12 protein-coding genes are annotated in these 12,872 nt (G+C 35.3%); 8 read left to right on the top strand and 4 right to left on the bottom strand.

The features are described from left to right. From ON07_RS09530 to ON07_RS09520, 3 genes are all read left to right on the top strand, one after another. Positions 1 to 1,270, top strand: a 1,270-nt coding sequence (locus ON07_RS09530; RefSeq protein WP_010230611.1) for a gliding motility-associated C-terminal domain-containing protein, incomplete at its 5' end; no start/stop codon positions are given. Positions 1,271 to 1,294: 24 nt separating this feature from the next. Further along, a complete protein-coding gene (locus ON07_RS09525; RefSeq protein WP_010230609.1) occupies positions 1,295 to 2,236 on the top strand; it encodes a PorP/SprF family type IX secretion system membrane protein in 942 nt (313 codons plus the stop codon). A 13-nt stretch (positions 2,237 to 2,249) separates the two neighbouring features. Then, the gene (locus ON07_RS09520; protein ID WP_029331775.1) at positions 2,250 to 3,869 is read left to right on the top strand and encodes an OmpA family protein; all 1,620 of its coding nucleotides are present in this window, start codon (positions 2,250 to 2,252) and stop codon (positions 3,867 to 3,869) included. 88 nt (positions 3,870 to 3,957) lie between these two features. Here the strand turns inward: ON07_RS09520 and ON07_RS09515 are convergent, their stop codons facing one another. From ON07_RS09515 to ON07_RS16290, 3 genes are read right to left on the bottom strand one after another with little or no spacing between them, the layout of a single operon-like run. Further along, on the bottom strand, positions 3,958 to 4,482 hold the full coding sequence (locus tag ON07_RS09515; RefSeq protein ID WP_010230603.1) for a DUF4136 domain-containing protein: 525 nt from the start codon (positions 4,480 to 4,482) through the stop codon (positions 3,958 to 3,960). Between the two features lie 59 nt (positions 4,483 to 4,541). Next, on the bottom strand, positions 4,542 to 5,549 hold the full coding sequence (obgE, locus tag ON07_RS09510; RefSeq protein ID WP_010230600.1) for a GTPase ObgE: 1,008 nt from the start codon (positions 5,547 to 5,549) through the stop codon (positions 4,542 to 4,544). A 60-nt stretch (positions 5,550 to 5,609) separates the two neighbouring features. After that, complete coding sequence (locus ON07_RS16290) at positions 5,610 to 6,716, bottom strand: adenylate kinase (RefSeq protein ID WP_010230597.1); 1,107 nt, start codon at positions 6,714 to 6,716, stop codon at positions 5,610 to 5,612. Positions 6,717 to 6,849: 133 nt separating this feature from the next. On the opposite strand from ON07_RS16290, the gene ON07_RS09500 reads away from it, so the two are divergent. The 4 genes from ON07_RS09500 to ON07_RS09485 all read left to right on the top strand — a co-directional run bounded on the left by ON07_RS09500 (position 6,850) and on the right by ON07_RS09485 (position 11,434). Beyond that, the gene (locus ON07_RS09500) at positions 6,850 to 8,022 is read left to right on the top strand and encodes a 5-(carboxyamino)imidazole ribonucleotide synthase (protein WP_033445074.1); all 1,173 of its coding nucleotides are present in this window, start codon (positions 6,850 to 6,852) and stop codon (positions 8,020 to 8,022) included. 24 nt (positions 8,023 to 8,046) lie between these two features. Continuing rightward, positions 8,047 to 8,529 carry a 5-(carboxyamino)imidazole ribonucleotide mutase gene (purE, locus tag ON07_RS09495; protein ID WP_010230590.1) on the top strand — a complete coding sequence of 161 codons (483 nt, stop codon included), beginning with the start codon at positions 8,047 to 8,049 and terminating at the stop codon, positions 8,527 to 8,529. 228 nt (positions 8,530 to 8,757) lie between these two features. Further along, entirely contained in the window at positions 8,758 to 10,791 is a 2,034-nt protein-coding gene (locus ON07_RS09490) for a M3 family metallopeptidase (RefSeq protein ID WP_010230587.1), read from the top strand. 91 nt (positions 10,792 to 10,882) lie between these two features. After that, positions 10,883 to 11,434, top strand: a complete 552-nt coding sequence (locus ON07_RS09485) for a sigma-70 family RNA polymerase sigma factor (protein ID WP_010230584.1) — start codon at positions 10,883 to 10,885, stop codon at positions 11,432 to 11,434. Between the two features lie 247 nt (positions 11,435 to 11,681). On the opposite strand, the gene ON07_RS09475 is transcribed toward ON07_RS09485, so the two are convergent. Beyond that, positions 11,682 to 12,506 carry a UbiA prenyltransferase family protein gene (locus ON07_RS09475; RefSeq protein WP_010230578.1) on the bottom strand — a complete coding sequence of 275 codons (825 nt, stop codon included), beginning with the start codon at positions 12,504 to 12,506 and terminating at the stop codon, positions 11,682 to 11,684. A gap of 121 nt (positions 12,507 to 12,627) precedes the next feature. Between ON07_RS09475 and ON07_RS17940 the strand changes: the two genes are divergently transcribed. After that, complete coding sequence (locus ON07_RS17940; RefSeq protein WP_010230574.1) at positions 12,628 to 12,864, top strand: glycine dehydrogenase; 237 nt, start codon at positions 12,628 to 12,630, stop codon at positions 12,862 to 12,864. Positions 12,865 to 12,872 lie beyond the last annotated feature (8 nt).

The raw sequence follows: 12,872 nt of genomic DNA, 5'->3' as shown, positions 1-12,872 counted from the left end.
TGAGGAAGCTGAAGCTGGAAAACCTGTGGTGGCATCTTTCTGTGTTACTGAAACTCAAGATGTTCAATTAACTTCACTTTTAGGTGATGGAATAAACACTTTAGGTGATTTTGATGCTCCATTTGAAGATGGAATTTTCAATCCGGCTACAGCTGGAGTTGGAACCTTTGAATTTGATTATACGTTAGATGGTGCAGACGATTGTGTAACTGGAACTTCTACGACTACCTTTACAATTACAGTTAGAGATATTGAGGAAGCGAATGCAGGTGCGCCTGTAGTTGCATCTTTCTGTATTACTGAAGCGCAAGATGTTCAATTAACTTCACTTTTATCTGATGGTATAAATACATTAGGTGATTTTGATGCACCATTCGAAAATGGAATTTTCAACCCGGCGACAGCAGGTGTTGGAGTTTTTGAATTTGATTATACGTTGGATGGTGCAGATGATTGTGTGACTGGAACTTCTACTACTACCTTTACAATTACAGTAACTGATCTTCCTGATGCACCAACTGCCGATGCAAATCAGTCTTTCTGTTTAATCGATAACCCAACAGCTGCAGATTTAGTTGCAACTGGAGATAATGTTATTATTTATTCAGATGCTGAATTGACTACTGTTGTTGATGCTACTACAGCATTAACTGATGGAGCTATCTTTTACGCGGTTGCTAATAATGATGAAGCAACTTGCTCATCTGACGCTACTACGATAACAGTAAGTTTAACAGATCCTGCAGCTCCAACACTTTCAACTGATGGTGATGAATTCTGCAGAAGTGATAATCCTACGGTTCAAGACTTAATCAACAACTTTACTGGTTCTGGAGTTCTAATTTACACTTCATCAACTGGTGGTTCGCCTCTTGCAGCTACAACAGCTCTAGAAAATGGTGTTACTTACTATGGTGCTTCCTTAGATGGAACTACAGGATGTGAAAGCACAGAGAGAATTGCAGTTGTTGCAAAAGTTGAATTCTGTGGAATCCCAGAAGGATTCTCTCCAAATGGTGACGGAATCAATGATAGATTTGTAATTCCGGATATCGCTGAAAACTTCCCTAACTACTCTATTGAAATTTTTAATAGATGGGGTAATGTTGTATTCAAAGGAAATGCGAATACGGGAGATTGGGATGGAATTTCAAATCAGTCAGGAACATTAGGAGATGATGTTTTACCAGTAGGTGTATACTTCTATATCCTGAATTACAACGACGGACAAACTTCTCCGGTACAAGGAAAATTATACTTAAGTATATAACTAAAGGATAAACATTAGACAGAAATGAAAAATAATATAACAAAATTCTTAATTTTCACAGGCATTATCCTTATCTCGTTTCAAGGAATGTCACAGCAAGACCCCTTATATACTCAGTATATGTATAATATGAGTGTATTAAACCCTGCATACGCTACCGATGATCCGGGAATGTTAAGACTGGGTGGTATATATAGATCTCAATGGGTTGGAATTGACGGTGCACCAAGCACCGCCAATTTCTTCGCCCATACTCCTCTTAGCGAAAGAGTAGAAGTGGGTATCTCTATTGTTCACGATGAAATTGGAGATTGGGTTAAGGAAAATAACATAACTGCAGATTTTGCGTACGTGTTGCCTTTAAATGAAACCAATAAATTGTCTTTAGGTATTAAAGGTGGGTTAACAACTTTTGATTCTAATATTTCAGGTTTAACATTAAATCAGTTAGATGATCCCGCATTCCGCGAGGATATAAACGAAGTATTTCCCGTAGTTGGAGTTGGAGCTTACTTTTTTGGAGAGAAATACTACGTTGGTCTTTCTGCACCAAACCTACTTACTTCTAAGCATCTAGAGAATCAGCAAGGTTTAAGAACTCTTGGAGAAGAAAACATTCACTATTTTGTTACTGGTGGATATGTTTTTGATATCAATGAAGACTTCAAATTAAAGCCTGCATTTATGGCTAGAGGTGTACAAGGCGCTCCACTTTCTGTAGATATTACAGCAAATGTTTTAATGTTTAATAGATTGGAAGCTGGTGTAGGTTACAGATTTGGTGATGCAATCACCGGACTTGTTAACTTCGCAATTACTCCACAATTAAAACTTGGATATGCGTATGACAGAACAACTTCTAATCTTGGAGATTACAACGATGGAACCCACGAATTCCTTTTGTTATTCGATCTAGATTTATTCGGATTGTCTAAAGGATATGATAAATCACCTAGATTCTTCTAAAACCAGAAACAACATGAAAAAATTATACAGTTTTATATTAATAGCGGTTATTAGTTTCTCAGGTTTTGCCCAAAATTCTGAGATCAAGAAGGCCGATAGATTTTTTGCCCAGCGAGCATTTATGGATGCTACTGATGCATACGAGAATGTAAATAACAAAACCCAGGAAGTTCTTCAAAATCTTGCAGACTCTTACTTCTATACGAATCAAATGCAAAATGCATCTGAAGTGTATAAGAATTTGTTTCTTAAGTATGGAGAAGAGGTTGCTGCTGAATATAAATTCAGATATGCACATGCTTCTATGGCAGTAGGAAATTACAAGGAAGCAGATAAGTATTTTTCAGAATTCTCTGGAACTGAAACTGACTTTGAAAAATTCCGAAGAGAATTAGACACTACAGTTTCTCACGTTTTCACTTCTAACCAAGTGATGAACAATGCAGCATCGGCAGATTTTGGAATTTCTTTTTATGGAGATGATAAAGTAACATTTGCATCTACAAGAAATGCAGAACGTCCTTTGTATCCATGGAACAAAAAACCAACATTAGATTTGTACACTGCTACAACAGATGATGAAGGTCAGTTAAGCGAAATCGTACTTTTCCCAGGGGATATTAATACAGACTCTCATGAAAGTTCTGCAACTTTTAGCAAGAACGGAATGACAATGTATTTTGATAGAACCAACGAAAACAGAGTAAAAGTTGATGATGACAAAATTGCTCACATAAGCCTATACCGTGCTAAAATGGTAGATGGAAAATGGAGTAATATCGAAAAACTTCCTTTCTCTAGCGATACATATTCTGTAGAGCACCCAAGCTTAAGTGCAGATGGTAAAACCTTGTATTTTGCTAGTGATATGCCAGGAACTACAGGTTCTTTCGATATCTACATGGTATCTGTAAATGAAGATGGTTCTTTTGGAACTCCTCAAAATTTAGGAGCTGGAGTGAACACTGCTCACAGAGAACAATTTCCTTTTATTAGTGAAGAAGGTATTTTATATTTCTCTTCAGACGGTCATCAAGGTTTTGGAAACTTAGATATTTACAAGTCTGAAGGAGATTTTTCTGAAGCTAAAAACTTAGGAGCAACTATCAATAGTGGATTCGATGATTTTGCATACGTTGTAAAAGAAGGAGAAGACACAGGATGGTTTGCATCTAACAGAAGAGGTACAGATAACCTTTACAATTTCTTAAGAGAAGACTATACGCCTCCTGTTGTTGAAATTGAAGAAAGAGAAACCAATACCGAAACTGGTAGACAACAATTAAAAGATGTTGGAAATATCTACTTCGACTTTGATAAAGCGACCATCAAGAAAGAATCTGAGGTTACTTTAGATAAAGTTGTAGCAATCATGAAAAAATACCCAACATTAAATATTGAAGTTGGTTCACACGCAGATGCTAGAGGAACAGATAGCTATAACATGGCTCTTTCTGAAAGACGTGCTGCTGCTACTTTAGAATACTTAGTAAATCATGGTATTGAAAGAGATCGTTTAACCTCTAAAGGTTACGGTGAATCTATGCCATTGAATGATTGTACTAAACCAACCGGATGTACTAATGAGCAATATGCTAAGAACAGACGTAGTGAGTTTACGATCATGAACTAAAAGTTGCAATTAACTAACCAAGAAAAAGCCCCAAGAAATTGGGGCTTTTTTATTTTTATATAGTGATGGGTTTAATCAGCTGGGAGAATTACTTTTTATTTGGCGGATAGCCTTTTAATGCTTTTTGAACCATTGCTCGTAATTGCTCTTCTCGTTCCATTGGAGTTCCATTCAAATCGAATTGAGAATCCACAATGGCCTGCCAGATTAAAGAATCATTCTTCGCATTAATAAAATCGAAAGTTACTCTTAAATAGGTATTGGAACCACCTAACGGAATTCCACCAGATACTCCAACCCCAACATTCCTGCCAGTGCCTCCTACTCCAATTCCTATATTATTTCTATTGGGTTCTTCAAAAGAAGATGAATAAAAGTTCAAATATACATCTGGAGATTCCGAAGAAGTGAAGCCTATTTTATTCATTTCAGAATTTAAGACATCCAGCATTCGTTGCTCGTCTAACTGACTCAAATTAGATTTTAGATCTGGATAGATTTGGAAAGTGTTTATGGAATTAAATTCCATATTCTGATCATAATCATAAGTAGCTCTAGGAGCATTACATGATGAAACTATGAACAGTAAAAGAAGATATTTTAAATTTTTCATGAGATGTTTTTACTTAAAGTTAAGCAAAAATCATCCCACGAAAAGTTTCAATAAAAATTTTAATCGGTTTCAGTATTCAACATTTCCCAAAGTTTATCTTTGAGCTCCATCAAACCTTGTTGTGCTACCGATGATATATATAAATATGGCGCCTTTAAACCTTTATCTAAAACCACTTTTAGTTCGGCTTTTAATTCTTCGTCCAACATATCACTTTTTGATATGGCAATAAGACGGTCCTTATCCAACATTTCAGGATTGTACCTCCTTAGTTCATCCAAAAGGATTTCATATTGCTTAACAATATCTGGTGCATCTGCTGGGACTAAAAACAATAAAGTAGAATTACGCTCTATATGACGTAAAAAACGATGTCCGATTCCCTTCCCTTCTGCAGCACCTTCAATAATTCCAGGAATGTCTGCAACCACAAAAGTTTTAAATTCTCTGTATTCAACAATACCGAGGTTAGGCTTCAAAGTCGTAAACTCGTAATCGGCAATCTTTGGTTTCGCAGCCGTAATTACGGAAAGCAATGTAGACTTTCCTGCATTTGGAAAACCAACTAGACCGACATCGGCTAAAATCTTTAATTCCAAAGTAACATCCACTTCCTGCCCATCTATTCCGGGCTGTGCGTATCTTGGAGTTTGATTTGTTGAAGATTTAAAGTGCCAGTTACCTAGACCACCTTTTCCACCCTCAGCAACAATACGCTCTTCTCCATCCTCGGTGATTTCAAATAAAATTTCTTCTGTCTCCGTATCTCTAACCACAGTTCCTAAAGGAACTTCAATATATTGATCGGCTCCATCTGCTCCAGAACTTCGCTGTTTGGATCCGTGAGATCCATGCTCTGCTCTTGCATGCCTTTTAAATTTTAGATGAAAAAGTGTCCAAAGGTTCTTATTCCCTTTCAGGATAATATGTCCACCACGACCACCGTCTCCCCCATCGGGACCACCTTTTGTAATATATTTCTCCCGACGTAAATGTGCTGATCCCTGTCCTCCTTTTCCGGAAGCCACATGGATCTTTACATAATCTACAAAATTTCCTTCTGTCATATTCTTCTATATTTTTGCGATTTCACAATCGGTTGTAATAATTCTTAACTGTTACTTAATTTATAAAGAATCAATTACTTTACTAATTCTTTCAGTAATTTCTGAAACAGAACCCACTCCATCTACTCCGTAATATTTATCTTCCTTCAGATAAAACTGCTTTAAAATGGCAGTTTCTTCGTAATAGATATGAATTCTATTTCTTATAATAGCTTCGTCGGCATCATCCTTTCGTCCGGAAGTTTTCCCTCTTTCTAAAAGACGTTCCACTAAAACCTCATCATCTACTTCTAAAGCGATCATTGCTGAAACTTCCGTATTCTTTTCCTTCATCAAATCTGCAAGCGCCTCTGCCTGAGCAACAGTTCTTGGAAAACCATCAAAAATAAATCCATTACAATCAGGATTTTTATCAACCTCAGCTCCCAACATTTTAATAGTAACATCATCTGGAACTAATTGCCCCTTATCCATAAAGGATTTCGCATGCAGCCCAAGCTCTGTTTCATTTTTAATATTATATCTAAACACATCCCCGGTAGAAATATGTACCAACTTATATTTTTCCTTCAAAAAGTTTGCTTGGGTTCCTTTTCCTGCACCCGGAGGGCCAAATAAGACCAAATTTGTCATGTTCTCTTTTTTAAGTTTATATACTTGGGTTAGATTTCGGCCAAGGCCATCATAATCTAATCCGTATCCCACAATAAAATCATTGGGGATTTTCATTCCTATATAATTAATTTTGAAATTTTTCTGATATGCTTTCGGCTTGAAGAATAATGTTGCAATGCGAACATCGGCAACATTTTCCTTTTCCAACATTTTATAAATAGCAGACAAGGTAATTCCTGTGTCTACAATATCTTCGATGATGATTACGTGCCTATTTTCTAATGAGATATTTAATCCAACTAAGGTTTCCACGTTTCCCGTAGTTTCTGTGCCCTTATAAGACTCTAGCTTTACAAATGCAACTTCACAATCACCTTCAAACTGTTTAATGATTTCTGAAGCAACCATGAATGCTCCATTCAAAACAGCTAAAAAGATCGGAGTTTTTCCCCTAAAATCTTGATTGATCTGTGTAGCCATAGCCTTTACAGCTATATCTATTTTTTTTTCAGAAATAAAAGGCTCGAACTTAAGATCGTGTAACTGAATCACTAGTATAAAAATTAAAGCAGCAAAGATAGGGATTCTTATCATCCTAACACCTTAATAAATAAATGCATTTATGTTACAATCTTTCGACTATTCCATCTTAAAAAATTATTTTTGCTTAAACATAAGAATCGCTATGATTAATTATTTTTCTTCAGCTTTTAAATTGGGTATTTTAGGCGGTGGACAACTCGGGAAAATGCTTCTTTATGAAACCAGAAAACTTGATATTCACACTATTGTGATGGATCCAAGTGATGAAGCTCCATGCAAAATATCGGCAAATACATTTATTCAGGGCGATTTAATGGATTATGATGCAGTTCTTAATTTCGGAAGAAAAGTGGATCTGCTAACCTTCGAAATAGAATCGGTTAATTTGGAAGCTTTAAAGCAACTGGAAAAGGAAGGAATTAAAGTCTACCCATCCCCTAATACGTTAGAAAAGATTAGCGACAAAGTGGTTCAAAAGCAATTCTATTTGGATAACGGAATTTCTACCGCTGCATTTTCTGCATATAATTCCAGAGCGGAATTATTAAAAGCTTCTACTGAAAATCAGGTGTCATTTCCTTTTGTGTGGAAGAGTGCTACCGGCGGATATGATGGGAGAGGCGTAATGATCGTGAAAACTCAAGAAGATCTCAATCAAATTCCAGAGGGAAAATGCTTAGCCGAAAAATTAATTCCATTCAAAAATGAATTGGCAGTAATTGTAGCTCGAAATCCTTCAGGAGAAGTAGTTTCTTATCCGGTAGTAGAAATGGAATTTCACCCAGTTGCCAATCAGGTAGAATACGTGATTTGTCCTGCAAGAATTGAAGAATCAATTTCTAAGAAAGCTAGAGATTTAGCAGAAAAGGTTTCCGCAGCATTCGAACATGTTGGGCTTTTAGCTGTAGAAATGTTCTTGACTCAAGATGAGGAATTGGTTGTAAATGAAGTTGCACCTAGACCCCACAATAGCGGGCACTACAGTATTGAAGCTAGTTACACCAATCAATTTGAGCAACATTTAAGAGCGATATTAGATTTACCTTTAGGAAATACAGCAAGTAAAGTTGCTGGAATAATGGTAAATTTATCTGGTGAAGAAAACCATAAAGGTGTTCCAATCTATCAAAATATGGAACAAATCCTAAAAATGCCCGGAGTAACTCCACACATTTACGGAAAGAAAGAAACCAGACCTTTTAGAAAAATGGGGCATGTAACCATTGTAAATAAAGATATTCAAAAAGCGAGAACGATTGCTGAAGAGGTTAAAAACACCTTAAAAGTAATTAGCGAAAACAAAGTGTCAATTTAAACTGATACTATTAAAACAAAACTTATGAGTAAAGTAGCGGTAATCATGGGCAGTACGAGTGACATGCCTGTAATGCAAGAAGCCATTGAAGTTTTGAAGGGATTCGATATCGAGGTAGAAGTAGATATAGTTTCTGCACATAGAACTCCTGAAAAACTTTTCGAATTCAGCAAATCTGCACATACTCGCGGAATAAAAGTAATTATAGCAGGTGCCGGTGGTGCTGCACATTTACCCGGGATGGTTGCATCTTTATCTCCACTTCCAGTTATTGGCGTACCGGTTAAATCCAGTAACTCCATAGATGGTTGGGATTCTGTTCTCTCAATATTACAAATGCCCGGTGGAGTTCCTGTGGCAACAGTAGCACTAAATGGGGCGAAAAATGCGGGAATTCTTGCGGCCCAAATTTTAGGAAGTTCAGATAAATGTATGCTGGATAAAATATTGGTTTATAAAGAAGGTTTAAAACAAAAAGTGATTGAAGGAGCAAAAACTATTAAATAGCAAGAAAGCCACATAAAATGTGGCTTTCTCTGTAGTACTTCTTCGTTAAAATCATCATTTATTAACCATTCTAAATATATTATTCTAAACTATAAAGACTACTTACTATATTTTATAATAATTTTTATTCCAAGCTTCAAAGTTACATAAAATTTTAACATATTAATAATCAGGTTCTAAATATCGTTACAATACAATATTAGCCCGATTAATATAACATATCAAACCATGAATAGTCGTAACCCTCTTCTTCAAGAATTCGATTTTGCACCATTCTCGAAAATAAAAACCGAACATTTTAAACCTGCCATTTTGAAGGCGATCGAGCTTGCCAAAAACGAAATAGATAAAATTGCTGATTCCACTTCTAATCCTACATTCGAGAACACTATCGAAGCATTAGAATTTTCAGGAAAAAAACTGGACAGAATAACAAGTATCTTTTTCAATTTGAATTCAGCAGAAACAAATGAAGAGATTCAAAAGATTGCTCAAGAAATTTCACCACTTCTTTCCGAATTTAAAAATGATGTTATCCTTAATGAAAAACTTTTTGAAAGGGTAAAAGAAGTTTTCAACAACAAGAAGAGTTTAGAATTAAATGGAGAGCAATTAATGTTGCTTGATAAGAAATATAAAGCGTTTTCAAGAAATGGAGCAAATCTAAATTCGGAAGATCAAACAAAATTGAGAGAAATAGACAAGAAATTATCTTCTCTCAGTCTTAAATTTGGTGAAAACGTATTGGCTGAAGCCAATAAATTTGAACTTCATATCACTGAGGAAACCGATCTTGATGGCTTACCCGATCATGTAAAACAGGCAGCTAGCGAAGTAGCGAATTCTAAAAACAAGGATGGTTGGATTTTCACTTTGGAATATCCCAGCTACATCCCATTTATGAAATATGCCAAAAACAGATCGCTTCGTAAAACAATGGCTCTGGCCTTTGGAGCAAAGGGATTTCATAACGACGAACTGGATAATCAAGATAACGTGCTTCAAATTGTAAAATTAAGATTTGAGCGCGCCAAATTATTAGGATATAAATCTCATGCCCACTTTGTTTTAGAAGAACGAATGGCTAAAAACCCTAAGACCGTAACAACTTTTTTACAAGAATTACTAGAAAAAGCAAAACCGGCAGCTTTAAAAGAATTTTCTGAATTAGAGAATTTTGCTCAAGACCTGGAAGGAATAGATCAACTTCAAAAATGGGATGCCTCTTATTATGCAGAAAAGTTAAAACAAAAATTATTCGATTTAGATGATGAAATATTAAAACCCTATTTTCAGCTAAATAATGTAATCGACGGGGTTTTTACAGTTGCGAAAAAGCTTTACAACTTAACTTTTACCGAAGTAAAAGATATAGATGTTTATCATAAAGATGTAAAAACATATCAAGTCACCGATAATGAAGGAAAGGAAGTAGCACTGTTTTATGCCGATTTTCATCCAAGGGCTGGAAAAAGAGATGGCGCATGGATGACTGTGTACAAATCGCAAGAAATATTGGAAGAAAAGAATATTCGACCTCATATTTCTATAGTGTGCAACTTCACGAAGCCAACTAAAAATACGCCTTCCTTATTAACCTTTAATGAAGTAACAACTCTGTTCCATGAATTTGGGCACGCATTACATGGAATGTTAGCTAACACCACTTATCCAAGTCTTTCCGGAACTAGTGTATATTGGGATTTTGTTGAGCTCCCAAGTCAGGTTTTAGAAAATTGGTGTTATGAGCCGGAAGCGCTTCAGCTTTTTGCCAAACATTACGAAACTGGAGAAGTTATTCCGCAGGAATTAATAGATAAGATCAAGAAAGCTTCTAATTTTCATGAAGGAATGGCAACTTTACGCCAAATAAGCTTTGGAATGTTAGATATGAGCTACCACGCGGTAGATCCTTCAGATTTATCCAACATCAAAGAGCATGAAGACAAAGCATTTGAATCCACAAAGCTATATCCAGAAGTGGAAGAAAATTGTATGAGCACCTCGTTTTCTCATATTTTTCAGGGAGGATATTCTTCTGGTTATTATTCTTATAAATGGGCAGAAGTCTTAGATGCCGATGCCTTTGAATATTTTAAAGAGCAAGGTATCTTTAATTCAGAAGTTGCTAAAAAATTCCAAGACAACATTCTTTCTTTGGGAGGAACCGAGGATCCAATGACTTTATACAAGCGTTTTAGAGGGAAAGAACCTCAGCCGGATGCGCTGCTTAAAAGAGCCGGATTATTAGAAAAACAATAAAAACTCATAATTCCTTAGATATATCTTATCTTTCAATTAATGTTTTGATATCAAACTTTTCTTAATTTTGAGTATATAATGTTATTTGCCTATGTCCACCAATAAAATAGATCCTAATAAATGGGTAGATAGATATTCCGATTATCTCTTCAATTTTACAATTGTAAGAGTGAATGATCGGGAGTTGGCTCATGATCTTATTTCTGAAACATTTTTGGCTGGCTTAAAATCTATGAAAAATTTTAAGGGCGAGGCTACCGAGCGTACTTGGTTAATCTCCATTTTAAAAAGAAAGATCATAGATCATTATAGAAAAAGTAATTCTAAAAAAGGAAGAGCAGAGATAAAGATCCAATATAACGATGATTCTAATGAAGGGGATTGGCTAGAAGAAAACGCTCCCGACAGATTTGATAAGACTGCGGAAGACGTAATGGAAAATGAAGAATTGGGAATAGCGATCTTAGAATGCATGGAGCAATTAAACGAAAAGCAGGCTAAAATTTTTAAAATGAAGACAATAGATGGCTTTGATACCGAAGCTATTTGTAATGAGTTTAATATTACGCCGTCTAATCTTTGGGTTATAATTCACAGAGCACGAACAACTTTAGCTCAGTGTCTAGAAAAAAACTGGTTTTAATATGGATACAAAAAAAGACACTTTTAATAGATTGCTCAGAAGCGGCACATTGCTGCGATAAAAGTCAGTACAAAGAAGCTTCTGTTACCGAAAAATTAAAGATGTTGTTGCATCTTATATACTGTAAGAAATGCAGAAAATACTCCTCACATAACAGTCGCCTTACCGAATTAATTGAACAATCAAATTTAGAAACCTGTTCAGAAGACGAAAAAAAAAATATGGCAAGAGGAAATTGAAAAAGAACTTACCAAGATATAAATTGCATTCCCAAGAGCATTAAACACCATAGAATGGGAACTCCCTCCACCCATAGTGACGAATAATATTTTGCTTGTCTAATTCTCGAACTTGTAATTAGAAAACTCAACAATACACAAACAAGGATTAAAGAGATCGCACTTTTAAAGTTAGATCCCAATTTTAAAAATTCCAGTAAGACTATTGCTAGTAAGGACAAGACCCCAATAATTTTAGTTTTTTGCACTCCAAATACCTGCGCTACAGTTCTTAAATTAGCCATGTCGAATTTTAAATCTCTAATTTCAAAAGGAAGGGTTAATGCAAAAACAAAAAGGAATCTTTGAATAAATTCTAAAAGCACGTTCCATTGTATTAGTTCAGTTTTACCAATTAATGGTAACAAAACAGTTACGCCACTCCATACAAAGGCAATCACATAAATCTTTACTCCGGCTAAAGCCCTTAAATTTCTTCCACCTCCAAAAAATGGAAGAATATAAAGCACCGTGAATAATCCCATTAGTGCTGAAAAAATAATAACATTCAACGATAATTGAAATATGATAAAGAGTAAGGCAAAAAATATTAGAAGAGAAAAAACCTGAATCAATCGGAGATTCTTAGTCAAACTTAAATGATGTAAACCTGCAATTCCCGCATATTTCACAATATTATAACCCGTAATAGCGCCGAAGATTATAAACAAACATAATTTAGGATCTATAGAAATCCCAAAATTAAGCATAGTTACAACAGCCAGACTAACCACTGCCAAAGCTACATGAATACTACTACTAATATAAAAATTGAGTATAGATTTCCAGTTCATTTATTAACTGCTTTACCTATCAAAAATAAGCTATAAAATCTTAACAAGTCTAAGTAGCTAAATTGTAAAAATTTACGTTTTAAATATGTAATTTCGCAGCACAAAACACAACTTAATTTTGATGAGAACAGATTCTTTTGCACTTAGACATATTGGTCCCAAGGAAAGTGAACTTTCAGAAATGCTTTCCACCGTTGGTGCCTCCTCTTTAGACCAGCTTATTTACGAGACGATTCCAGATGATATTCGTTTAAAATCTCCTTTAAATCTTGATACTGCTTTAAGCGAAAATGAATACGCAGAGCATATTGGAGAGCTGGCTGCAAAAAATAAAGTATACAAATCTTATATAGCTTAGGATATCAC

Origin of the sequence: Gillisia marina (genome assembly GCF_000258765.1) — a bacterium.
Lineage (GTDB): Bacteria > Bacteroidota > Bacteroidia > Flavobacteriales > Flavobacteriaceae > Gillisia > Gillisia marina.
This window is presented reverse-complemented; position numbering and strand designations above follow the sequence as displayed.

Excerpts from the sequence above, each read along its gene's own strand:
- ON07_RS09525 (WP_010230609.1), top strand. The coding sequence starts at position 1,295 with ATGAAAAATAATATAACAAAATTCTTAATTTTCACAGGCATTATCCTT.
- ON07_RS09500 (WP_033445074.1), top strand. The coding sequence starts at position 6,850 with ATGATTAATTATTTTTCTTCAGCTTTTAAATTGGGTATTTTAGGCGGT.
- ON07_RS09475 (WP_010230578.1), bottom strand. The coding sequence starts at position 12,506 with ATGAACTGGAAATCTATACTCAATTTTTATATTAGTAGTAGTATTCAT.
- ON07_RS09520 (WP_029331775.1), top strand. The coding sequence starts at position 2,250 with ATGAAAAAATTATACAGTTTTATATTAATAGCGGTTATTAGTTTCTCA.
- obgE (WP_010230600.1), bottom strand. The coding sequence starts at position 5,549 with ATGACAGAAGGAAATTTTGTAGATTATGTAAAGATCCATGTGGCTTCC.
- ON07_RS17940 (WP_010230574.1), top strand. The coding sequence starts at position 12,628 with ATGAGAACAGATTCTTTTGCACTTAGACATATTGGTCCCAAGGAAAGT.
- purE (WP_010230590.1), top strand. The coding sequence starts at position 8,047 with ATGAGTAAAGTAGCGGTAATCATGGGCAGTACGAGTGACATGCCTGTA.
- ON07_RS09485 (WP_010230584.1), top strand. The coding sequence starts at position 10,883 with ATGTCCACCAATAAAATAGATCCTAATAAATGGGTAGATAGATATTCC.
- ON07_RS09490 (WP_010230587.1), top strand. The coding sequence starts at position 8,758 with ATGAATAGTCGTAACCCTCTTCTTCAAGAATTCGATTTTGCACCATTC.
- ON07_RS09515 (WP_010230603.1), bottom strand. The coding sequence starts at position 4,482 with ATGAAAAATTTAAAATATCTTCTTTTACTGTTCATAGTTTCATCATGT.